The sequence below is a fragment of the Paenibacillus pasadenensis genome (assembly GCF_023715725.1).
GTDB lineage: Bacteria > Bacillota > Bacilli > Paenibacillales > Paenibacillaceae > Paenibacillus_O > Paenibacillus_O pasadenensis_A.
Genome location: NZ_JAMBOT010000013.1, coordinates 1 through 21,028, shown reverse-complemented (window position 1 = coordinate 21,028; position 21,028 = coordinate 1). Strand labels below are relative to the sequence as shown.

The 21,028-nt window shown below is 54.5% G+C and carries 20 protein-coding genes; 11 read left to right on the top strand and 9 right to left on the bottom strand.

The window, feature by feature from the left end; all coding sequences use genetic code 11:
• The first annotated feature begins 75 nt into the window (after positions 1-75).
• The 5 genes from M3223_RS20635 (at position 76) to M3223_RS20615 (ending at position 4,905) form a co-directional block, all read left to right on the top strand.
• Positions 76-1,545 carry a sensor histidine kinase gene (locus M3223_RS20635; protein ID WP_251565134.1) on the top strand — a complete coding sequence of 490 codons (1,470 nt, stop codon included), beginning with the start codon at positions 76-78 and terminating at the stop codon, positions 1,543-1,545.
• A gap of 37 nt (positions 1,546-1,582) precedes the next feature.
• The gene (locus tag M3223_RS20630) at positions 1,583-2,356 is read left to right on the top strand and encodes a response regulator transcription factor (protein WP_285891389.1); all 774 of its coding nucleotides are present in this window, start codon (positions 1,583-1,585) and stop codon (positions 2,354-2,356) included.
• A 147-nt stretch (positions 2,357-2,503) separates the two neighbouring features.
• Complete coding sequence (locus M3223_RS20625; RefSeq protein ID WP_251565131.1) at positions 2,504-3,040, top strand: thiol-disulfide oxidoreductase DCC family protein; 537 nt, start codon at positions 2,504-2,506, stop codon at positions 3,038-3,040.
• 7 nt (positions 3,041-3,047) lie between these two features.
• Positions 3,048-4,157: a DoxX-like family protein gene (locus M3223_RS20620; RefSeq protein ID WP_251565129.1), complete on the top strand. Its 1,110-nt coding sequence runs from the start codon at positions 3,048-3,050 to the stop codon at positions 4,155-4,157.
• Positions 4,135-4,905, top strand: coding sequence for a DUF4166 domain-containing protein (locus tag M3223_RS20615; protein ID WP_251565127.1), 771 nt, complete (start codon positions 4,135-4,137; stop codon positions 4,903-4,905). Before M3223_RS20620 ends, M3223_RS20615 begins: the two co-directional genes overlap by 23 nt.
• Positions 4,906-4,958: 53 nt before the next feature.
• On the opposite strand, the gene M3223_RS20610 is transcribed toward M3223_RS20615, so the two are convergent.
• From M3223_RS20610 to M3223_RS20600, 3 genes are all read right to left on the bottom strand, one after another.
• Entirely contained in the window at positions 4,959-6,287 is a 1,329-nt protein-coding gene (locus tag M3223_RS20610; protein ID WP_251565125.1) for a DUF4179 domain-containing protein, read from the bottom strand.
• On the bottom strand, positions 6,280-6,825 hold the full coding sequence (locus M3223_RS20605; RefSeq protein WP_251565123.1) for a sigma-70 family RNA polymerase sigma factor: 546 nt from the start codon (positions 6,823-6,825) through the stop codon (positions 6,280-6,282). Before M3223_RS20605 ends, M3223_RS20610 begins: the two co-directional genes overlap by 8 nt.
• A gap of 145 nt (positions 6,826-6,970) precedes the next feature.
• Positions 6,971-7,402 carry a DUF6157 family protein gene (locus M3223_RS20600; protein WP_251565121.1) on the bottom strand — a complete coding sequence of 144 codons (432 nt, stop codon included), beginning with the start codon at positions 7,400-7,402 and terminating at the stop codon, positions 6,971-6,973.
• A gap of 183 nt (positions 7,403-7,585) precedes the next feature.
• Here M3223_RS20600 and M3223_RS20595 point away from each other — a divergent pair, with 183 nt between their 5' ends.
• Together M3223_RS20595 and M3223_RS20590 are read left to right on the top strand one after the other, a co-directional pair.
• A complete protein-coding gene (locus M3223_RS20595) occupies positions 7,586-9,316 on the top strand; it encodes an ABC transporter ATP-binding protein (protein ID WP_251565119.1) in 1,731 nt (576 codons plus the stop codon).
• The gene (locus tag M3223_RS20590; RefSeq protein ID WP_251565117.1) at positions 9,309-11,435 is read left to right on the top strand and encodes an ABC transporter ATP-binding protein; all 2,127 of its coding nucleotides are present in this window, start codon (positions 9,309-9,311) and stop codon (positions 11,433-11,435) included. The genes M3223_RS20595 and M3223_RS20590 overlap by 8 nt, the downstream gene beginning before the upstream one ends.
• 733 nt (positions 11,436-12,168) lie before the next feature.
• On the opposite strand, the gene M3223_RS20580 is transcribed toward M3223_RS20590, so the two are convergent.
• The 4 genes from M3223_RS20580 to M3223_RS20565 are packed head-to-tail and all read right to left on the bottom strand — an operon-like array spanning position 12,169 to position 13,516.
• On the bottom strand, positions 12,169-12,345 hold the full coding sequence (locus M3223_RS20580; RefSeq protein WP_251565115.1) for a DUF6440 family protein: 177 nt from the start codon (positions 12,343-12,345) through the stop codon (positions 12,169-12,171).
• A gap of 28 nt (positions 12,346-12,373) precedes the next feature.
• Positions 12,374-12,859, bottom strand: a complete 486-nt coding sequence (locus tag M3223_RS20575) for a small multi-drug export protein (RefSeq protein WP_251565113.1) — start codon at positions 12,857-12,859, stop codon at positions 12,374-12,376.
• 29 nt (positions 12,860-12,888) lie between these two features.
• A complete protein-coding gene (locus tag M3223_RS20570) occupies positions 12,889-13,098 on the bottom strand; it encodes a helix-turn-helix transcriptional regulator (protein WP_251565111.1) in 210 nt (69 codons plus the stop codon).
• 19 nt (positions 13,099-13,117) lie between these two features.
• Entirely contained in the window at positions 13,118-13,516 is a 399-nt protein-coding gene (locus M3223_RS20565; protein WP_251565109.1) for a DUF6442 family protein, read from the bottom strand.
• 173 nt (positions 13,517-13,689) lie between these two features.
• Between M3223_RS20565 and M3223_RS20560 the strand changes: the two genes are divergently transcribed.
• Positions 13,690-13,989: a hypothetical protein gene (locus M3223_RS20560; RefSeq protein ID WP_251565107.1), complete on the top strand. Its 300-nt coding sequence runs from the start codon at positions 13,690-13,692 to the stop codon at positions 13,987-13,989.
• 90 nt (positions 13,990-14,079) lie between these two features.
• Here M3223_RS20560 and M3223_RS20555 read toward each other — a convergent pair whose 3' ends face one another.
• A complete protein-coding gene (locus tag M3223_RS20555; protein ID WP_353057722.1) occupies positions 14,080-14,520 on the bottom strand; it encodes a VOC family protein in 441 nt (146 codons plus the stop codon).
• 250 nt (positions 14,521-14,770) lie between these two features.
• Between M3223_RS20555 and M3223_RS20550 the strand changes: the two genes are divergently transcribed.
• Together M3223_RS20550 and M3223_RS20545 are read left to right on the top strand one after the other, a co-directional pair.
• A complete protein-coding gene (locus tag M3223_RS20550; protein ID WP_251565105.1) occupies positions 14,771-15,466 on the top strand; it encodes a copper homeostasis protein CutC in 696 nt (231 codons plus the stop codon).
• Positions 15,467-15,638: 172 nt separating this feature from the next.
• Positions 15,639-19,049: an OmpL47-type beta-barrel domain-containing protein gene (locus tag M3223_RS20545; RefSeq protein WP_251565103.1), complete on the top strand. Its 3,411-nt coding sequence runs from the start codon at positions 15,639-15,641 to the stop codon at positions 19,047-19,049.
• Between the two features lie 142 nt (positions 19,050-19,191).
• Here M3223_RS20545 and M3223_RS20540 read toward each other — a convergent pair whose 3' ends face one another.
• Entirely contained in the window at positions 19,192-20,151 is a 960-nt protein-coding gene (locus tag M3223_RS20540) for a hypothetical protein (RefSeq protein ID WP_251565101.1), read from the bottom strand.
• Positions 20,152-20,369: 218 nt separating this feature from the next.
• Here M3223_RS20540 and M3223_RS20535 point away from each other — a divergent pair, with 218 nt between their 5' ends.
• Positions 20,370-20,759 carry an MmcQ/YjbR family DNA-binding protein gene (locus tag M3223_RS20535; RefSeq protein ID WP_251565099.1) on the top strand — a complete coding sequence of 130 codons (390 nt, stop codon included), beginning with the start codon at positions 20,370-20,372 and terminating at the stop codon, positions 20,757-20,759.
• Positions 20,760-21,028: the final 269 nt, after the last annotated feature.

Sequence of the window (21,028 nt, the reverse complement as noted above, 5' to 3'; positions counted from 1 at the left end):
ATAGTAAGCACGATATAGAAACCCTAACTCCGCTTAGGGTTTCTTTTGTTCAATTAAGGAAAGGGAGCCGAGGCCATGCTGTTTTATTTTGCCGCTCTTATGGCGGCCGGAACCGCCGCTTTGCTGGCGCGGCCCAAGGAGCAGACGAATCGCTGGGCGGCTCTGTTTTTATGGCTGGCCTCGCTCGGAGGAGCCGCGCCTTGGGTGGACTCGTCCGGCTGGCATGCAGCGGCGTCTGTTCTTGAGGTAATTAACGAATGTTTAACCCCGTGGGCGGTGCTGATTTTTTGCTTGGTTTATAGCGGATTTTTAGGCAAAGGCTCGCGATTTCACACGGTTACGGCAGCTCTGCTCATTCCTCCTGTTTTTTCTATGGCGGCAGCATGGATAAGCGGGGATGGCTCGAACTATGGGCTGCTGTTGATCTGGACGGCTCCTTATTATCTCGGCGCCTGCGTCTCGCTCATTCTCGGGTTTCGGCAAGAGCGTGGCCGGAGACGGCGCCGCTCCCGGCTGCTTATGGCCATTATCGTCGTTCCTACGCTGCTTGCTGTTACCGGATTTTTCACCATTGCCAAGGCTCTGTCGCCGGAGTTTGATTTTTTCCGGTATGTGTCGCTGTTTATCTATTTCTCCATGGGAGCTACGATTGCCGGATTGTTTCTGTACGGCTTGCTCGGCATTCGGCTCAGACTGGAGCGCGATCCGCTTGAGCGCGCGATGCGGGCGGCGAGCATGGGGGCGTCGATGCTGAACCATTCTCTCAAAAATGAAATCGGCAAAATATCGCTTTCCGCCGAGCTGCTGCGGCGGGAGCTGGCCAGGCTGGATGCGGCCCCGGATCAGCAGGGAGCAAGGGCGCTGGGAATGAGCCCGGAGCAATGGGGAACAGCTGGGCTAGAAGAAGGGCCGGGCCGGAGCCATTCAAGGAGGCTGGACGAGTTAACAAGCGAGCCGGAGCGCTCGCGGCAGGCTGCCGCCGAGCAGTTGGAGCAGATCACCCGCTCCACCGGGCGGCTGCTGGAGACGGTAAGCCGCATCCAGTCGCAAACGTCGGACATTAACTGGCAGGAAGCGCCGTTGCAGCTGCCGGAGCTGCTGAGACGGGCGGTGGAGCGCACGGTGCCGCTTTCCGAAGCAAAAGGCGTGGAGCTGCGGCTGGAGCTGTCGGACAGTCCGCAATGGCTTGCTGCGGATGCGTTTCATCTGGAGGAAACGGTTATGAATCTGCTGTCTAATGCTCTGGAGGCTACGCCCTCGGGAGGACAAGTTGTTCTGACTGCGCTGCAGACCGCCCGACACGCGCTCATCCGGGTTGACGATACGGGTAGCGGCATTCCAAGGGATAAGCTGCCGCATATCTTTGACCCTTTTTACAGCACCAAAAGCGGCAGGCTCAACTACGGCATCGGATTATCGTACGCGCATCAAGCGATGCGCATGGCTGGCGGCCGAATCCAGCTCAAGCCCCGGGACGGAGGCGGAACGCGGGCCGAGCTGTTTCTGTCGGCTCGAAGAGTGCTGGAAGCGGGCGAAGAGGGATAGCGGTTTGGCAAGTAGCGCTATGAATGGAGGGGGAAGCATGGGCGGAGATACCGGGAAGACGGGCGCGGAGCCGAAAAACCATCCGTCGGGGCAAAAGCAGAAGCGGGCTGCCGGGAGCCGCAGCATAATCGATAAACCGCTTGAAGGCTCAGCAGTAGCGGAGTGTGAATCCGTGCTGCCGATTCGGCTGTTAGTCGTCGAGGATGATCCCGAATGGGTCCGCTCGCTCGGGCTCTATCTCGAAACGGAGCCGGATCTGCTCATCGCCGGTTGGGCCGCTGCACCGGAGCAGGCGCTGGCGGCGGCGCGTTCGCTGGAGTATGATGCAGTGTTAATGGACATTCAGCTTGGGGACGGAGTACAGGATGGAATTGCCACGGCCGCCGATCTTTTAGAGCTCCGCGAGGTGCCGGTCATTATGCTCACTTCCGTCGAAGATGAGCGGACGATGACCAGATCATTTAGTGCCGGAGCGGTCAATTATGTAGAAAAAAGCCGGTACTCCGATCTGCCGTCGGTCATTCGCTCAGCGGTTCGTCAGCCTGCTGCGCCAATGCAGGCGCTGCTCAAGGAGTTCCGGCGCTTGAAGCGGGAGGAACGGCTGCAGCCGCTTACCGCTGCGGAGCGCGAGGTGTTCGAGCTGATTGAGGAAGGGCGCACCCAGCCGGAGATCGGCCGCCGTTTGTTCAAGAGCGAAAGCACGCTTAAAAATCAGGTGAACCGCATTCTCAAAAAGCTGGGCGCGCGCAGCAGCCGGGAAGCCGTGCGCAAGCTGCGCCGCGGCGATACGGATTCTGACAGGCCGGATTAGGAATAAGATTCTTCGAGCGCTGACTATGGGACCTACAAGCTGTAGGTCCTTTTTTGCTGCCGTTCTATAAAAGAGGGGCCTGCCGCCGCCAGCCTGCCGCCGTTAGGATAGAGACATAGGAAGTCAGCAGCTGGGAGTGGAAAGGCAATGGGACAGCTACACATTGAAGCGGTTGCGCTAGTAGATGGAGAATGCGCGCTTTGCAACAGAATAACCAAATTTGCCGTGAGGCGGGACCCGGCGCTGCGGTTGCGCTTTGCCGCTCTCCAGTCGGAGGAGGGACAGCATCTGCTTGAGCTGTACGGGCTGGACCCCGACAGCCGGGATACGTTTTTGCTGCTTACACACGGATGTTATTTTACACGCTCCACGGCGATTCTGGAGCTGCTCGGCATGCTTCGCGGGGGATGGAGGCTGCTGCGCGGGTTCAAAGGGGTTCCGCGTGTCATCCGTGACGCGCTCTATGTTTTGGTAGCCGTTTCCCGCCATCGGCTGAACCTTTTTTACAAAGGACCCAATGCGCTAGGAAGCAGCTGCAGCATGGCGGATGCCCGGCTGCTGCAGGGCAGCCTGTTGACGGGAGAGCAGGAGGTCGAGCGATTTTGGCAGAGACAGCAGGAGTTAAAGAGGAACCGGATTCAACAGGAGCGCAAGCCATTAAACGCCAAGGATGACGGGGGATGAGGGACGGATGGAAGCCGTGAGGAAAGCTGAGCATGAGAGATCCGCCCTGGAGGACAAATTGCCAGCAGCGGCGAATGCGGCCGGTACCGGGGGCGGGCAGGCTGAAGCCGTTGTTTCCAAAGCCCTACAAAGAGAGGGCAGAGCGAAGCAGGTCTACGTGGAGCGGTTCGTCGCCTGCCCCATGGAGCAGCTATGGCAGCATACTCAGCAGCCGGAGCTGCATGAGCGTTGGGACGTCCGGTTCAGCGCCATTCAGTATTTACCGCGCAATGACGGAGAAGCTCAGCGGTTCCTGTATACAACGCGCATTGGCTTTGGCTTGCACATTCGCGGCACGGGAGCGACCCGCGAACATGAGGGACCGGAAGGGCGCAAAGTGTCGGCGCTTCGGTTTCACTCGCCACAGCGTTTGTCCTTGATTCGCAGCGGGGCTGGATATTGGCTTTACGAGCCGTCCGCAGACGGCGTCCGTTTTTTGACCCGCTACACGTACAGCACCCGTTTTGGAGCTATCGGAGCGTTGTTCGACCGCATCGTCTTTCGGCCGCTAATGGGCTGGGCGACCGCATGGAGCTTCGACCGCCTCCGTTTATGGCTGGAAAAGGGCTGGCGGCCTGAGCTTACGATGGCCATGGCGCTGCTGCACGGGTTATCGCTGCTTTTACTTGCCGGATTATGGCTGTACGAGGGTTTGGTGCCCAAGCTGCTTTTTCCGTCTCGCATCGAGCTGGAGCTGCTAGGGGGACTAGGTTTTTCTGAACCGCTTGCGCGGGCGGCGATAGGAACGCTCGGACTGGCCGAGGCGGGACTTGGACTGCTGCTGCTTCTGTACCGCAGACCGGCGCTGTACCGGCTGCAGCTGCTGGTATTGGCGCTGCTTGCAGCCGCTGCTGTTTGGTCCAGGCCGGAGCAGCTTGCAGATCCGTTTAATGCTTTGACGCTGACCGTGCCGATGCTTGGCTTAACGGCGGTATGTCTGCTTGCGCATCCCTATGCGCCGCAGGCGGGACGCTGCATGAGAAAGCCTGGCGAAGCGATGGCCGCGTCAAAAAGGACTGCTGAAAAGCTCATTCAAAAGGAGAGGAGCATACAGAATGATTCAAGCGCATCGGAATGATCTGAAAAACGGGGTTGGCGCGCCTGGAACGCTGCAGTCGGCAGTCATCCAGCCGCTGCGGCTGCCGCGCGGACGCTCCATCTACGAGCAGGCGCTCGGTGCGCGGTTCCGCGAGCTGCATCCGCGAATTCAGGAGAGATTTTCGCTGCACAGCCGCTCCGGCTTTGCCGCCAGAGGCGAGGGCACGATGCATTCGATTTGGCATAACAAGCTGGCCGCGCTGCCGCTGCAAATCGGGACGTACCGCCACATCATGTTTCCGGAGAGCGGCAGGGAGGTTCCTTTTTCCATCGAGAACTATGCTTATGCGGATTCGCTTGGACGGGAAACCGTCACTTGGATCCGCAAATTCCGCTTCCCGAGACGGGTACGCCGCTTCGACGCGACGATGATTTACAGCCGCGAGCGGGGCTGCGTCGTGGATTATCTCGGCAACAAGCAGCATCTTGCGGTCGATATTATGGCGGAGCCTTCCCGGGAAGGCGGCATCCGCATCCGTTCCGGATCGCAGCGCTTTTATGAGGGCTGGCTCGGCTTTCGGTTTCCCGATTCATTCACGGGCCGTGCCGATGTGCATGAATGGTACGACGAGGGGTTCGGGTGTTTCCGCATTGAAGTACGGGTGCGCAGCCCGCTGATCGGGGATGTGTTCCGGTACGAGGGCAGCTTCCGCAACACGATGCTGGACACTAGATCCGCTCCGCCTCCGGCAGACGTTCTGCCGCTGAGGATTGAGAGGAGGGAATAAGCGGATACCCACGCACAATAAACCGCCCTGTGAGCAGGGCGGTTTGCAGGTGTTTACTCGAGCGGAACATTGATCGTGATGTCGTAAGGCTTCTTATAGTAGATCTTTTCAATATACAAATATTCGGGGTTTTCTTTAGTTTCAAAGATGAGCGTTCGCTCGGAATATTCTTTTCCATCCAATTGTTTGACGTGATTTCCAGCCTCGGAAGTTTTCATGGGTACAAGCCCAGATTTGGTTCCTAGCGACATGCCCTTAGTGATGATATCAAAAGAATCATAAGCAAGAGTTAGCCGGACGCCGGTGGAACTTCGAGATACATCCTTTACTCGTATTTCTTTGCCCTCTATGTTAAACAACTGGTCCTTGGACGAGGAAAATGGAAGCTTGCGGTCGATAAGTTTGTAGCTTGGAAGTTCATTTATTTTAATCTCAAGAGAATGTAGCGGCTGCGGCAGCTCGCCATAGTGCATTTTAATCTCAATTTTATTGTCTTTTTGTAAAATTTTAGCCTCTGCCATTCCGGCGTTAACTAGAGTTCCGTTGGCGATCAGCTCCACCCCTTCTAAAGCGCCATCCACCATCATGAAATGATCCGTATCCTCATTAGCCGAAAAAATTCCATTGATCTCCGTCATAGTCGGAGTGGCGATGATTGAATCCAGGGAAAGAGTCCCTATATCGGTTGTTATTTCTTGATTAAACGAATGCTCAATATGCGATTTCAAGGCTTTATTAGGATCGTAGGGGAAGGTAATCATGTCAGACTTTCTTGTCCCGTCTTCCAATTTAATCCAGAAATGCATTGTAAGCTTTTTGGCGAATGGGCTTACGCGGTTGAATCGTTGATAACCTTTGTATTCGGTTTTAATCTCATTCATCTCGGAAGTATTCAGGGTTCCCCCGTTTGAATCCGAATCCGTCCAAAAACCGCTAATACGTATAGGGTCCACCTTGTCATAAACACCTAATTCATCCTTTTTCAGCCCTGCCGGATTACTCAGTGTGTAATAAACAATCAACTGATTGGCATCAGACATCAGCCCGTTGATCGTCAGTGTAGTTCCGTCCTCATATGTCTTGCTTACATCAACAGTCTGACCCAATCCCGCTTCGTTCAGCTCTTTCAAGCTGTCGTTCACAACCCCGTCGAATCCAAGCAGCAGTTTGCCATAATAGGAGAAAGCATTGTATTGATTGCCGCTTACGGCGAATACAATCAGCACAACTGCGGCGATTTTCCAGAACGCCCCGATCCGTCTATGCCTTGCCGGAGCAACCCGGTTCAGAGCGTTTCGTAATCGGGTCTCCAGCTCTTCCGGCGCTTCCACAGATTCAAGCAACTTTTTCTCCTCTGCCAAATGGAGCTCCGTTTTATCCATCGATACCGCCTCCTTTGCAGTATTCCCGCAGCTTTTTTAAACCTTGGAAAATCCGTGATTTGACGGTCCCGACGGGTACGTTAGTCACATCCGCAATGGTCTGATAGTCGAAGTCGTGAACATATTTTAGTCGAATCGCTTCTCTTTGATGTTCGTTGACCTGCAGCAGCAGAGATTGCATATCTAATTGTCCATCACTGGTCTTGTATGGGTCGCGAGTTGCAGGATCATCGATCCGTTCATGCTCTGGCTGCCAATCGTCCACGAGAATCAGCTTGCTCTGTTTGTCCAACATTCTCTTACAACTGTTAGCCAGAATCGTTTTGCTCCAGCTGTAAAAAGCTGGATCGTCCTGCAGCTTTCCGATGTTTTCATATACTTTTACAATCATATCCTCCATGGCGTCCATCGCATCGTTTGCATTTCCCATATAGCTATAGGCCAGCCTATAGTAAGCATTTTTTTCCGATAGGACTAAGTGCAACAGAGCTTCCTTGTCCCCTTTTTTTGCTTTTTTTACTAATCGAACCCATCTCATTCCTGTTCCTCCCTCCCCTATTAGAGCACTGGCAACGGAGAAAAGTTCATTTTCCAGCAAAAAATGTTCATCAAAAGAGAAGGGAAGCGGGCCCAAGCCGGCCGCTTCCCTACTTATTACCGTTTGATCTGCGCGTCCCCATCTCTCAGCTCTTGCTTCGGCGGTTGCGCATCGCGGCAAGCACCTTAAGTCCGGTTGGAGGCTGCTCCAGGAATTGACTGTATGCCTCCGATTCCTTTGGCACAAGAGCTATTTTCCCGTCGTGGTCAAAATGCAGCCCCCAGCCGAATTTTTTGGGCAGCATCGAGGCCCGCAGGCATGGCTTTGGCTTGCTGAAAAATTCGGTGCGGATATCGGCTGCCCGCGTTTCCATTTCTTCTTGGGCAATTTTTTGGTGACGGATATGAACCTCGTACAACAGTTCCTCTTGCGTATAGCGATAGGGCTCGGAGGCCAGCAGCTCATACTCGATCCCCGCTTTTGTTTTGCCCTCCTTTTTATCAGGCGGCACGGTTCCAAATTCCGCAGGGCAATCGGCTGCAACGCGAATAAATGTATCGTAATAATTCCAGTCCATGTTAACGCTCCCCCGATCGATAGGTAACTGTATCCAGCTTTCTTCCACGTAAGTTCTATTATTCCTGCCCAGCGTTCCTGCGATGCCTTGCTGCCGCCTTTTATTTCCGCCGCCGCATTGGGTTATACTAGAAATAGAGTGTTCACGCAACGATATAATCCGGGAGGTGCCCTACTTCTACTTATGGAAAAGGTTCTGTCGTCCCTGGGCAAATACCGTTTAGCGGCCGGCGTCGCGCTTTTTATGATGCTGGTTGAGCTGGCGGTGGAGCTTTCTCAGCCCTACATTATTTCCCGTATTATCGACTATGGCATCCGCGCCAAGGACATGTCTGTCGTTTGGCTGTGGGGCGGCGTTTTGACGGGTGGAGCGCTGCTGGCGTTTGTTGCTGGAATCGTCGGCTCCTATTACGCGGCGTATGCCAGTCAAGGCTTTGGCTATGATTTACGTGAAAGGCTGTACACGAAGGTGCAAAATTTCACCTACGAGGTGTTCAGCCGTTTTGCCTCCTCCTCGCTCATCACCCGTTTGACGGGCGACGTGAGCCAGGTGCAGGAAACGATTTTTATGGCGCTGCGCTTCATGACCCGCATTCCGCTCGTTGTAGCCGGAAGCGTCATTATGGCGATGATTGTCAACGTTAAGCTAGGGCTCATTCTCGCTGCATCGGTGCCGCCGCTGCTTCTGTTTGTTTGGTGGATGATCCGCCGCGCTGGCGGCGTGTTTCGAATGGTGCAGCAGCGGCTGGACAAGGTAAACGGCGTCATTCAGGAAAATCTGACCGGCATTCGGCTTATACGCGTATTTGTTCGCATGAATCATGAGAACCGCCGCTTCCGCGAGTCAAGCAGGGAGCTAATGCGGGGAACAATCGGCGCGCTTAAGCTGACCGAGACAACGCTGCCGTTTATTATGCTGCTCGTCAACGGTGCGGTTATCACGATCCTTTGGTTCGGTCAAATTGACATCGCTTCGGGCGCAGCCACCGAGGGAGAGACGGTTGCCGTCGTTAACTATGCGCTGCGCACCATTGGAGCGATGAGCATGCTGGCATGGATTGCTGCGATGTTCTCACGGGCCGGCGCTTCGGCGCAGCGCATTCGTGAAGTGCTGAACGGCGACGCGGATCAGCCTCAGAGCGACGCAGCCGTTGACGCCGGACAGCCTTTCTCCGGTTCTGATGTAGAATTTCAGCAGGTTTCTTTTTCCTACCCCGAGAGCGACCGCGCCGTGCTGGATGGAATCAGCTTTCGGGCCGAAGCGGGCCAGCGCATCGCAATTATGGGGGCGACCGGCTCCGGCAAATCTTCGCTCGTCCAGCTCATTCTGCGCTTGTATGAACCGGATGCGGGACGGATGCTGATAGGCGGCGTCGACTCGAAGGAGCTGAGCGTGCGCTCGCTGCGCGACGCAATTGGTTATGTTCCGCAGGAGGCGGTGCTGTTTTCCGGTACGATCCGCGAAAATATCGCCTGGGGCCGTCCCGAAGCCACCGACGAGATGATTGCGCGAGCGGCCAAGGCAGCGCAGCTCCATGAGACCATTCTTGGATTGCCGCAAGGTTACGACACCAGGCTTGGCCAGCGCGGCGTCAACCTGTCGGGAGGCCAGAAGCAGCGGTTGTCCATTGCCCGCGCACTCGTGCGGGAGCCGCAAATTCTTATCCTCGACGACAGCACAAGCGCCCTGGACGTGAAGACGGAAGCGGCGCTGCTGGAGGCGCTGGAAGCGATGAGCTGTACGACGTTTCTGATTACGCAAAAAATCAGCTCCACCGCGTCGGCTGACGTTATTCTGCTGCTAGAGGAAGGCCGCTTGACGGAGGCGGGGCATCATGAGGAGCTGCTGCGCGATTCCGGGCTGTACCGCCGAATCTATGAATCGCAGTACGGAAAGGAGGCGCGCCATGTTTAACGAGCTGTTAAAGCCGTTCCGCGTTCCTAAGCCGGAAACGTCCGGCGCGTCCGCGCTGCCGGAGGCAGCGCAGGGCGGAGGTCATCGGGGCGGCAGCCGTCCCAAGCAGCGGGCGCGCAACATGTCTGGAACGCTGAAACGTCTGTGGGCTTATCTCGCGGAACGCAAGCTCAAGCTGTTAACCGTGCTGGCGCTTGTTGCGGTCAGCTCCGGCCTGACGCTGCTTGGCCCGTATTTACTTGGACAGGCGATCGACCTCTATTTGAAGTCCGGAGGTAATGGCCCTGACATCGGATGGGGCTGGTTTTTGGCCCTGCTGGGCGGAGTGTACGTGCTTACATCCGTCGTATCCTGGACGCATAACATCTGGATGATTACGATCGCGCAGGAGACGGTGCTTCGGCTGCGGACGGAGCTGTTTGCGCATCTGCACCGGCTGCCGATTCCGTTTTACGGCCGCAGGCAGCAGGGCGAAATTATGAGCCGGCTCACCAACGATATGGAAAATGTCAGCTCGACGCTTAACAGCTCGGCCATTCAGATTTTTTCCAGCGTGCTGACACTCGTTGGCACCGTATCCGTTATGCTCTGGCTGAGCCCGCTGATGACGCTGCTCACCTTTATGGTTGTACCGCTGATGTTTTTCGCTATGCGCTGGATTACGAAGCAAACCGGGCCGCTGTTTAAGGTACGCCAGCGTAATCTGGGCGAGCTGAACGGTTATATTGAGGAGACGCTTTCGGGACAGCGCATTATCAAGGCTTTTTCGCAAGAGGAGCGAGTGCAGGCTGAATTCCGGGAACGCAATGAGGGCATCCGATCCGCCGGTTTTTGGGCCCAAACGATCTCCGGTTTTATTCCTAAGGTCATGAACAGCTTGAACAATCTCAGCTTTGCGATCGTTGCGGGACTGGGCGGCATCCTCGCGGTGCGCGGCGCGATTACGGTCGGCACGATTATCGTATTTGCCGAATACTCCCGCCAGTTTACCCGGCCGCTTAACGATCTGGCTAACCAGTGGAATACGCTGTTGTCCGCGATTGCAGGTGCGGAACGGGTCTTTGAGATTATGGACGAGGAGCCGGAGGAGCGCGAGGACAGCGGAGCCAAGGCGGTCGAGCGGGTGGAGGGAGCGGTGCGGTTCGAGAAGGTCGGCTTTGCGTACGATGAAGGCCGTCCGATTCTATCCGGCGTCAGCTTTGAGGCAAATCCCGGTGAGATGATTGCGCTGGTCGGTCCGACAGGCGCAGGCAAAACGACGCTGATCAACCTGCTGTCCCGCTTTTATGAGCCGACGGAAGGCCGCATTACGCTGGACGGACAGGAGCTGTCCGCGATCCGCCGCGACAGCTTGCGCTCGCAGATGGCTTTTGTGCTGCAGGATTCCTTCCTGTTTGCGGGCACGATCCGGGAAAATATCCGCTACGGGCGGCTGGACGCGACGGATGAGGAGGTTGAGGCGGCAGCGAAGCTCGCTAACGCGCATGGATTTATCGTCAGGCTGAAGGGCGGCTACGACAAAATGCTGAGCGCCGACGGCAGCGGCATCAGCAGCGGCCAGCGCCAGCTGCTTGCCATTGCCCGCGCGATTCTCGCGAACCCGTCTATGCTCGTGCTCGACGAAGCGACCAGCAGCATCGATACGGTAACGGAGATCAAAATTCAAGAGGGGCTGCAGCGGCTTATGCAGGGCCGCACCAGCTTTGTCATTGCGCATAGGCTCGGCACGATCCGCGAGGCGGACCGCATTCTTGTCCTGAAGGAAGGCCGGCTGCTGGAGCAGGGCTCGCATGATGAACTGCTGCGGCAGGGCGGATTTTACAGCGAGCTGTACAACAGCCAGCTGAAGCGCGAGACGGCAGGTGCTGGTGCGGTTGAGGAAAGTGCGGCAATCGGCGGAATTAGTGATGGCAGCGTCAGCGGTGAGATTGGATCTGACAGCAACGGAGCAGCCTCGAGTGATGAGAATGACCGCGCAGCCATGGCGCATGGAGAGCGCGGCGGCGAGGCTATGCAGGAGGCGGTGGAGCCGCATGGCAGCGGTTCTTCCACCACGGACGTCGATCGGGTTGAGCCGTCGAACAGGCCGCGACCGGTGCTTAAGCAACCGCAGGACTGAAGCTGCAGTTTTAAGTGTTGCCCAACAGGCTCCGTTGAGGAGCCTGTTTTTTCTTTTGGAGCAGACGATGAAAGAGCCGTTTCGACAGCAAATAAGGTAGTCCTCTCATCTAGCAGGAGCCGGTTAGGCGAAGGAACGCCGGTACGAGGAAATCGAACAAAATAAGGGCGTCAAACGCCCTTAAGGAACGCGGAAACGAGGAAAACGAACAAAATAAGGGCGTCAAACGCCCTTAAGGAACGCCGGTACGAGGAAAATGAACAAAATAAGGGCGTCAAACGCCCTTAAGGGGGCCATTTGGAGCTCCAACCCAGCAGGCAGTTTAATGCAGTTAAGTAATTTTGTATAAAGGGCATTTCATTTTTAATAACTCTATCCCTTGTGCACCTTCGGCAATAACGCACTCAATGTAAGGAATGTCAGATTGGAGGGATGCTCGATCGAAAATGACTCAATTATCGGTACTTATGCATTGTTAAGAAACGATTTAATTCTAGACAAGATTTATATCCCTGGTTTGCTTGTTTATTTGTTTCACCTGAACAAAGAGGCCGGGACATCGGGGCTACGCTGCTAAAACACGCTAACGTCTGCTTACAGTTTTACCGGGATGAAACGAAGCTCTATGTTGCCAACTCATCTAGATCATCGAGTTAAAAAAGGGGCCGCCCTCACATCATCCAACGATGATCTTAGGGCGGCCCTGCCTTGTGAAGCAAAAATTTCATGTCCATTATTTCTTTAACAATGGCTTTCCATCCGCATCAACCAAAACGGTAAGTCCTGATCCCATATTGGGATATATAGCCAACAAATATTGGACTCCAGTCTCTTTGTCTGTAATGACATTTGCCAGTGTTGCGCCTTTAGCATTCACAGATTCTACTTCAAATCGAATTTCTTTTGACATCATTAGTCCTCCAATTAGGGTTATTTTTTTACAGATAACGCCCGGCCAGATCAATGCCAATACTGGCCAGAATGCCTATGACAACCGTCCAAGCCAAAATGCCGATCGTCATCCACAAAGTCACATAACGCTTGGTTGCTCCTGATGCGAGTGAGATAAATGCCCCGATATGATGGCCGAAAACAAGCGGTCCGAACAGCGCTACACCCGGCACGCCGTATTTGTTGAAAAGCTTGCGGGCAAGCTCCTTTTTTTTGCCGGAACGGCGGCTCTCCGGTTTAGCCTTTCGGCGCTGGCGCATCTTTTCATACAGCACAACAACGGCCATGACGGACAGCCAGTTTCCAACCGATGCAGCTATGATGGTCAGAACGGTAGGAAACCCAATCAAAATTCCGACAGAGGCTGCGACATAGCCCTCCAGAAATGGCACCAGCGAGAGCAGAAACACGGCTCCTAATTGAATAAAAAGATTAGATTCCCTTACACCTTCCAGTATGCTTTCAATATTCATTTTTACCCTCCATATGGTACCGCTAAAGATTAGTCAAAATAAAAAAGTTCTTCAAATTTTTTGTCTAAAGCAATACAAAGTATTAAGGCCAGCTTTGCTGTTGGGTTGAATTGTCCTGTTTCAATGGAACTAATTGTGTTTCGAGAAACTCCGACTAATTTTGCAAGCTGTGACTGCGATAAATTATGGGCAGTTCTTGCTTCTTTCAAATTATTTCGTAGAATCAATTCATCTTCCATCTGCTCACCCTATAAATTATTAATTGTTCAGTAAGTTTAAAATATGGACGACCGACAAAGTCAGCGTCGTTAGCGTAAAAATAAGGGCAAGCACAATATCTAATCTTTGTTTCATGCGGACTGCTTTGAAGATGTAGCCTGCGGCAGAAACCGAAAAGATAATGGCATATAAGCCAAAGTCAAACCCTTGTCCGGTCAGGCTTTGGATGACAAAAAAGAGGGTAGCCAAGAATATCGCCGTAATGGAGCCGATATTTCCCGCTTTTGTCTGGACCTCAATTTTGTATAAATCCTTATCTTTGTTTTCTTTTCTGCTTTTCGACAAAATATCGTCTTTGTTAATAAGAATCCCTCCCGTAAGATTTGCCAAGTTTACTTGGCGTACCACTACTATAACCTTGCCAAGTTTACTTGTCAAATTTTTGCGTTCGCCTTTGAAGTCGAATTTTATGGGAGGCAAAATTTAAGATTCAGCACATTCCTAACGCAGGTTAGGCTGACTGCACGGCATTTTATTTAGATTGTGCTGCTAATTGAGACTGTTTATGGGTAAAAAGAAGATATACTGTCTTCGTACAGAGGAGGAATGGGATGATCAGAGAATATAAGCTTTTAGACGGCGGGGTATTGTGTGCAGACGGATCGCTGCTTTCGGTGAAAAGCTCCGGGCGGGAGCCGGTACCGGTTACGGCGGAGCAAATTCTTCCCGAGCTTCTGAAGCTTCTGGACGCTCAGCGGATCAGCAAGGTGGCACGGCTGCAGATGGAGCTGGCTCAGGCGCTGGATGAGGCGATGAAGCTTGGCGCAGAAGGGGATGCCCAGGTTGTGCTGGATGCCTATCGGCCGGTGCTGAAGGAACGTATAGAAGAAGAAAACGCTTGCGTTCAATAGAGATGAACATAAAAAAGCTTCCAAACCGCGCTCAGTGCGGGTTTGGAAGCTTTTTTGGTTTCGGTGGCGGGCCTTGAACTAGCGTCCGGTTTAACCTTGCTGATCCTGAGCTTGAGTGTAGAACTCAGCGGCTGCAGCTTCATCATAGTACATAATTTCAAACAGATGCCCGTCAAGATCCTCGAAGGAGCGGGTGTACATGAAGCCTTGGTCGCTCGCCTCAATCGGCTCCGTTGCACCGGCCTCCAGAGCTTTGCCAACGATCTCGTCCACTTCAGCGCGGCTGTCTGTAGACAGCGCCAGAATAACCTCGCTGGACGTTCCGTCAGCGATCTCTTTGCGGACGAATTTCCCGTAGAACGGGTGAATGAGCAGCATAATAAATGTATTCTCGTTCACAATCAGGCAGGCGCCTTCATCATTCGTCATCTCTTCTTTAAACTCCATGCCGAGCGCAAGGAAAAACTGCTTTGATCTGTCCATATTTTGCACAGGCAAATTGATAAAAGTCATCTTAGGGGCGTATGCCAAGCCGTTCATCTCCTTATAAGTGATATGGGCTTCTAACAGGCTTGGCATAATTGTAGCATTTTAACCCCGCAAAGATTTCTTCTCGATTGCTTAATTAATTAGCCTTTTTTTGTGCCGATAGATTGATGTCTGTCTGAGGGTATCGGTATGATAGACAGATAAGGCTGGAGGAGATCGGCGCTTATCGTCGGTGAACAAGCAGCCGGGCCAATAGCAGGGCTCGACTTAATATTTCGAAGGAGCAGACGACATGAAGCTGGAAATTATCGCAACAAGACCCCAGGATGCTATTGCTGCCGAGCAGGGAGGAGCGGACCGCCTTGAGCTTGTGACTGGCATGCTGGAAGGCGGACTGACGCCAAGCATCGGGCTGACGGAGGCGGTTACGGAAGCCGTAACCATCCCTGTGCATGTGATGGTCAGGCCGCATAGCTTGAGCTTCCGGTACGATCGGGCCGAGCTTGAGCTGATGCGCGCCGATATCCGCGCCATACGCCGGACACGGGCTGCAGGCATCGTGCTGGGAGCGCTTACGCCGGAAGGATTGGTTGATGAGGCGGCGCTGGAGCTGCTGCTTGGCGAGGCGGAGCATTTAAACGTAACGTTTCACCGGGCGTTTGACGAGGCGGCTGATCTATTTGCCGCGCTGGATACGCTGACCCGCTATCCGCAAATCAACCGCATTCTCACCTCCGGCGGGCAGCCCTCCGCGCTGCAGGCCGTACCTGATCTGGCCGGTCTTGTCCGCGCCGCTTCAGGCAGCGGCATCCGCATTTTGGCGGGCAGCGGGCTGAAAGCGGACGGTCTGGAGGATTTCATCCGCAGCACGGGAGTCGAAGAGGTTCATTTCGGGTCCGCTGTGCGGACGGATGGACATGCTCTGCGGCCGGTTCTGCCGGAAAAGGTGAGAGAGCTGCGAGGCATAGTGGACAAATTAAATCAATAAGAGAATCTAGACCTATACCCTTAAAAGTGTTATCTATCTTTAAGATCAGGGCCTTTCTCCTGATCTTCTTTTTTTACAAAATTTCATCACTCAGGAAAAGATGTGCATGCTACGATAGGTTCCACAGTTCGTTCAAGGACGGCTGGAACTGAGATTTCGGAGGAGGATCCGGATGAGGGAGAAGAACTTTTCCCGTACATGGAGCAAGAGGCTGCTAAGCGCAACGTTGGCTGCAGCTGTAGCGCTGCCGGTGCAAATGGCATGGGGCGCAAGCTGGAATATGGCGGGTGCTGAGGGGGCGTCGGACCCGGCGCCGTTCATTAATGCCAAAGTTGTCAACGGCAACGCCGGCAAAAAGATTTTATTCGACAACGCGCACTCCCAGACCGCTGGCGCTGCTGACTGGGTCATTGACGGAGCGTTTTCGGACTTCGGCAACGCGCTTGCGGGCAACGGCTACTACGTCAAGGAGCTGCGCAAGCAGGGACCGATTACGCTGGCCGATTTGCAGCCGTACGACGTCTTTGTAACAGCAGAGGCGCAGGTGCCGCTGAAGGCTAGCGAGCAGGCGGCGATGGCTCAATATGTCGAGGACGGCGGCAGCATTTTTTTCATCGGGGATCATTATAACGCAGACCGCAACAAAAACCGTTGGGACGGAAACGAGGTATACAACGGATACAGGAGGGGAGCCTGGGACAATCCCGCAAAAGGCATGAGCGCAGAAGAAAGCGCTTCCGCAGCGATGCAGGGCATCGTTAGCTCCGACTGGCTGGCGGACAACTTTGGCATTCGTTTCCGTTTCAACGCGCTTGGCGATGTGGATGCAAATGTAGTTGTAGCACCTTCACAGTCGTTTGGCATCACCGAAGGGGTAGGCTCCGTGGCGATGCACGCAGGCTCAACACTCGCTATTATGGATCCGACTCGGGCCAAAGGGCTTGTGTATGTGCCGCAAACGAATAAAAAATGGGGCAATTCCGTCGACCAGGGCGTGTATAACGGCGGGGGAATTGCTGAAGGCCCTTATGTGGCGATCTCCAAAAAAGGCGCCGGCAAAGCAGCCTTTATCGGCGATTCCTCGCCGGTCGAAGACGCAACGCCGAAGTATTTGCGCGAGGACACAGGCGGCCGCAAAACAACCTACGACGGCTTTAAGGAGCAGGACGACGCGGAGCTGCTCGTTAATCTGATCGACTGGCTGGCTGTTGACGAAGGCTACACGAGCTTCGCTCAGGTGGAAGGAATCCAGCTCGACCAGCCGACGCCGCTGCTTGCCATTGAGGATCCGGCCTCCTCCACGGAGCCGCAGGCTGAGCCGTGGTCCGCTCCGAACGCCGGATACAAGTGGTATGATCCCAATACATACCGTTCCGGTTCATACGGCTACACGGGTGCAGGTCCATCTCCGACACCGTCCGCATCCCCGACTCCGGCGCCGGGCACGGTAAACTATGGCTTTACAAGCCAGGCCGTGCTCCCGGGCAACGGGACGGAGTTTCAGGTGCGCGTAACGGCGGGCGGCTTAACGCCGAATGCAGCTGTTTCGGGCTACAGCTTTGGCATTTACTTGGCCTCCGGCGGCTCGCAGGTTGCTCAAGTGCAAAATTCCGACGGCAGCTGGCCTTCCGCATACGGCTACAGCTCGGCGTTCAGCCTGCAGGCCGATAGCGCCGGGTATGCTTCCAAGGTGCTGAACATCCGAATCAAGCCGGATTCCGCCGGAGCAGCCAATATGAGGCTGCGCCTATCTGGCTCGAATTTGAAAACAACAGCTGTTACCCTTGGCGACGTGCCAGCGGAAACGCTGCCGCCGGAGGCGACACCGGCTCCAACGCCAACTCCTTCGGCAACACCGACACCGACGGCAACGCCAACACCAACTCCAGCGCCTAGCCTCAGCATTGCGCAAGCGAGAGCCCAGGCTCCCGGCACGGCGGTCACCGTTTCCGGCGTCGCTGTCAACGAGCCGGGCATATATGGCGGCGGCGAATCGTTTTATGTTCAGGATGAGACTGGCGGCATTTATATTTTCCAAAACATGACTGGTGTGAAGGCGGGCGACCGGGTTACGCTGACGGGCAAGCTGACTCTCTACAATACGGAGCTTGAGCTTACCGATATTACGGCAATGAGCGTTACCGGAAACGGCCCGGTTCCGGCAGCTGCGAAGGCGAATACGGTCAATGCGGGCAATCAGGGAATGCTCGTCAGCATCGGCGAGGCGGTCATTTCCAATTTGAAAAGCGCCACTCCGACAGGCTCCTTTGAGTTCGACGCAGCAGCGTACGGCGTGACGACAAAAGTGCGTGTCGACGTACGTACGGGCCTTAGCATTGACAGCTTCCCGTATGCCGACGGCGACCGGGTCGCGCTGCAGGGTGTGGCTTCCATCTATCGCGATGTATACCAGCTTAAGCCGCGCGGCCTGCTTGATATTGCGGCTCCGGCTGACCGGACGGCTCCGCAGACGGCAATTGCGCTTTCTTCCGAGGCCAATGAAGCTGGATGGCATACGGGCGAAGTCAGCTTTAAGCTGACTTCGGAGGACGACCGTGCAGGAGAAGGAACAACTTATTATTCGTTGAACGGCGGAGCTCCCGAGGTATATGCGCGCGAGGTAACCGTAACAACCGAGGGATCAACCGTTATCTCCTACTACTCCGTAGATGCTGCAGGAAATAAAGAAGCGGCGAAAGAGAGAAGCCTGCGCATTGACCGCTCCGTGCCGGTTGTTACGCTGACACAATCCGGCGCTCCGATATCGGACGCGGCCTTTACGGATACGCTCCGATTCGAGCTTTCGGCGGATGACGCCGGGTCTGGTGTTGCGGCTTCGCAGCTGCTGCTGGACGGCCAGCCGGTTGCGAGCGGACAAGAGCTGCTGGCGGCCGATCTCGGCATTGGCAGCCACAATATCCGCTACATTGTAACTGATGCCGCAGGCAACGCCGCTGAATCAACAACGGCATTCGCCGTAACCGCAGGCAGCGTAAGCGCAGCCGGAGCGCCAGGCGTGCCGGTGCTGAGCGAAAACAGCGGCCATGCCAACGGCTTGAAGGACGGCCGCTACAGCGTCACGATGAATATGTGGTGGGGCAATAACGGCTCTATTTTCCGGCTCTATGAAAATGGCGTCCTGATCCGCACCTCCGTGCTGAATGACGCAACTCCTTCCGCTCAAAAAGTGAAAACGGATTTCTCCGGCAAGGTGAACGGGGAATATGTCTATACGGCCGAACTTATTAATGTGCATGGTGTAACCAAAAGCGCCACGCTTGTTGTTCAGGTGACAGACGCGAACCCTGGCAAAGCCGTTCTATCCGACAACAACTGGGACGGCGACGGCAGCTATCGGATTACGAGCAATCTGTGGTGGGGCACCAATGGAACCGAATACCGGCTGTATGAAAACGGCGTGTTGATCGACACGAAGCCGCTAAGCGCCAGCACTCCGGGTGCGCAATCGGCCTTCACCGATGTGACAGGCCGCGCGGCGGGCACCTATGTGTACCGTGTTGAGCTGTCTAATGCCGCGGGGGTTACTTCCAGCGATACGCTGACGGTAACCGTTAAGGGTTAATCGGCCGGGCATTTCAAGCTTGGATCAGAGCGTTAATTATGCCGGTTTAGACTAAGGCGCAAGCAGCGCGTGTATGTCCAAATAGGAAGCAAAAAGGAAGAGGCATTGGCCTCTTCCTTTTTGCTGGCTCATTTCAGCAGCCTTAGCCGCTAACGTTTCCCATCGGAGCTTGATTCGCCAGCCATTTTTTCATGTCATCGGTCAGCTTTCCGCCGTTGCGGTCCACAACCTTGAGGAAGTTGGAAACCTTCATCAGCAGCGGGCTGCTCGACGTATCCCCGGCGGCAACCACTTTTTTGTACGCGGCAAGCGCTTCGGGATTAATCTTTTTCGCCTCGTAATCAAACAGCGGCGTATTGTTGCTGCCATAAAAAACGACGATTTTGGTCATCTCATACTGCTGCTTCACCTGATTGATGCGGTTGGAGCTGCCATAGCTGCGGATAAATTTCTCTTGATCCAAATTGCGCTGCAGCAGCTCGCTCCAAGGGATGACAAGCGCCGCGTCTTTTAGCGCAGGCTTCCGGGTTTGAGCAGCCATCATATCGATGTACAGCTTGATGTCCGCTCCGACGTTTGCCTTCCAGTTCTGGTACTGCGGATAGTTAATGACCGGGAAATACATGCCTTCAGCCGTTGTCACGGCAAACCCTTGGTCGCGGGAATCGGTCAGCAGCTTGCGCGTAGTCGCATCCTTGGTATATTTCAACAGCGAGGTATACGTTCCGCTGCCGCCTTTACGCCAAGCATTGTCGAGCTCCTTCTGCGTCTTGACGCTCTCAAAACGTGTCTGTAGCCGGCCAATTGCGGTGTTTTGGGCGTTTTCGAGACGCAGCGCCATCATAGAGCCGGTCCAGCTGTCCACTTTGGCGATATGGTTGTTCAGAAAAGCGACTGCTTGCGCCAGCTTGCCCGCTGCGAGCAGCTTCATATAATCATGATATATAGTTTGGGAGGCGGACTGTGCCGGGATTGCAGTGATTGCTGCCTGGCCGGGAGCCGGTGCTGGCTGTCCCTCTAACGCAAACACGGAGCTTCCTCCGCCTGCAGCAACCGAAAGAACAAGCAGCGAGGCAGCGGTATGTTTCAATCCTTTTTTCATATAAATTCCTCCTGATTTCTAACATGGCGGTGCAAAGTACCCTTCAGACGGTTTTTAAACGAGAATGTTGCAAGGAAAACATGGAAGGAAACTCGGAGCGAGCAATCACGTGGTTCATTTTGCAGGATGAGGACTGTTCCCTTGCCCCGTTAATCATTGAGTGAGATAACTATATGGGACAGGAAATGTTAAGATGGCGAAGGAGAAGGAGCGGCTGCATGAATCATGAAAAACTGCTGAAAACCGGTCTCGGTTATCCCGGGACTAGCGTCAAAACGCCCTTTTACCCGGATGTTCCGGTGTTGTTTGTGAAGGAAAAAATGTTCGCTTTGTTTGGCCGGACCAGCGATAAGGAAAGCGTCAATCTCAAAACGAGCCCGGATGAAGCGTGGCTGCAAAGAGAGACTTATCCCGGTGCGGTGCTGCCTGGTTATCACATGAACAAAAAACATTGGAACACAGTTGTGCTGGATGGTACGGTGCCGGACGAGGTGGTGCTGGAAATGATGCGGGAGAGCTACCTGCTCGTAGTGGCGGGTCTTCCTAAAAAAATACAGGCTGAGCTGTCGGGCAGTCTGAAGAGATTGTTTCCCGAGCTTGGAAAATAGATGAATTCCGCCGCGATAAGGGCGTCAAACGACCTTACGGAGCGAGGAACGCGGGAAAAGCGGGAAAGAGGCCGCGATAAGGGCGTCAAACGACCTTACGGAGCAAGAAAAGCAGGAAAGAGGCCGCGATAAGGGCGTCAAATGGACCTCTGTCAAGAAAGTGGACACCGCATAACGTAGTTCATCGGTTCTGCTGCTCGTAGTAAGCTGCTTCAAACCGATCTGGCGATTCGTAACCCAGTGAACCGTGGATTCGCTTTCGGTTGTAA

What these genes read in the sequence shown, in the direction of transcription:
- M3223_RS20590 (WP_251565117.1), top strand. Translation starts at nt 9,309, where the DNA reads ATGTTTAACGAGCTGTTAAAGCCGTTCCGCGTTCCTAAGCCGGAAACG.
- M3223_RS20560 (WP_251565107.1), top strand. Translation starts at nt 13,690, where the DNA reads ATGATCAGAGAATATAAGCTTTTAGACGGCGGGGTATTGTGTGCAGAC.
- M3223_RS20615 (WP_251565127.1), top strand. Translation starts at nt 4,135, where the DNA reads ATGATTCAAGCGCATCGGAATGATCTGAAAAACGGGGTTGGCGCGCCT.
- M3223_RS20580 (WP_251565115.1), bottom strand. Translation starts at nt 12,345, where the DNA reads ATGTCAAAAGAAATTCGATTTGAAGTAGAATCTGTGAATGCTAAAGGC.
- M3223_RS20535 (WP_251565099.1), top strand. Translation starts at nt 20,370, where the DNA reads ATGAATCATGAAAAACTGCTGAAAACCGGTCTCGGTTATCCCGGGACT.
- M3223_RS20575 (WP_251565113.1), bottom strand. Translation starts at nt 12,859, where the DNA reads ATGAATATTGAAAGCATACTGGAAGGTGTAAGGGAATCTAATCTTTTT.
- M3223_RS20620 (WP_251565129.1), top strand. Translation starts at nt 3,048, where the DNA reads ATGGAAGCCGTGAGGAAAGCTGAGCATGAGAGATCCGCCCTGGAGGAC.
- M3223_RS20545 (WP_251565103.1), top strand. Translation starts at nt 15,639, where the DNA reads ATGAGGGAGAAGAACTTTTCCCGTACATGGAGCAAGAGGCTGCTAAGC.
- M3223_RS20570 (WP_251565111.1), bottom strand. Translation starts at nt 13,098, where the DNA reads ATGGAAGATGAATTGATTCTACGAAATAATTTGAAAGAAGCAAGAACT.
- M3223_RS20550 (WP_251565105.1), top strand. Translation starts at nt 14,771, where the DNA reads ATGAAGCTGGAAATTATCGCAACAAGACCCCAGGATGCTATTGCTGCC.
- M3223_RS20635 (WP_251565134.1), top strand. Translation starts at nt 76, where the DNA reads ATGCTGTTTTATTTTGCCGCTCTTATGGCGGCCGGAACCGCCGCTTTG.
- M3223_RS20625 (WP_251565131.1), top strand. Translation starts at nt 2,504, where the DNA reads ATGGGACAGCTACACATTGAAGCGGTTGCGCTAGTAGATGGAGAATGC.
- M3223_RS20605 (WP_251565123.1), bottom strand. Translation starts at nt 6,825, where the DNA reads ATGAGATGGGTTCGATTAGTAAAAAAAGCAAAAAAAGGGGACAAGGAA.
- M3223_RS20610 (WP_251565125.1), bottom strand. Translation starts at nt 6,287, where the DNA reads ATGGATAAAACGGAGCTCCATTTGGCAGAGGAGAAAAAGTTGCTTGAA.
- M3223_RS20600 (WP_251565121.1), bottom strand. Translation starts at nt 7,402, where the DNA reads ATGGACTGGAATTATTACGATACATTTATTCGCGTTGCAGCCGATTGC.
- M3223_RS20595 (WP_251565119.1), top strand. Translation starts at nt 7,586, where the DNA reads ATGGAAAAGGTTCTGTCGTCCCTGGGCAAATACCGTTTAGCGGCCGGC.
- M3223_RS20540 (WP_251565101.1), bottom strand. Translation starts at nt 20,151, where the DNA reads ATGAAAAAAGGATTGAAACATACCGCTGCCTCGCTGCTTGTTCTTTCG.
- M3223_RS20630 (WP_285891389.1), top strand. Translation starts at nt 1,583, where the DNA reads ATGGGCGGAGATACCGGGAAGACGGGCGCGGAGCCGAAAAACCATCCG.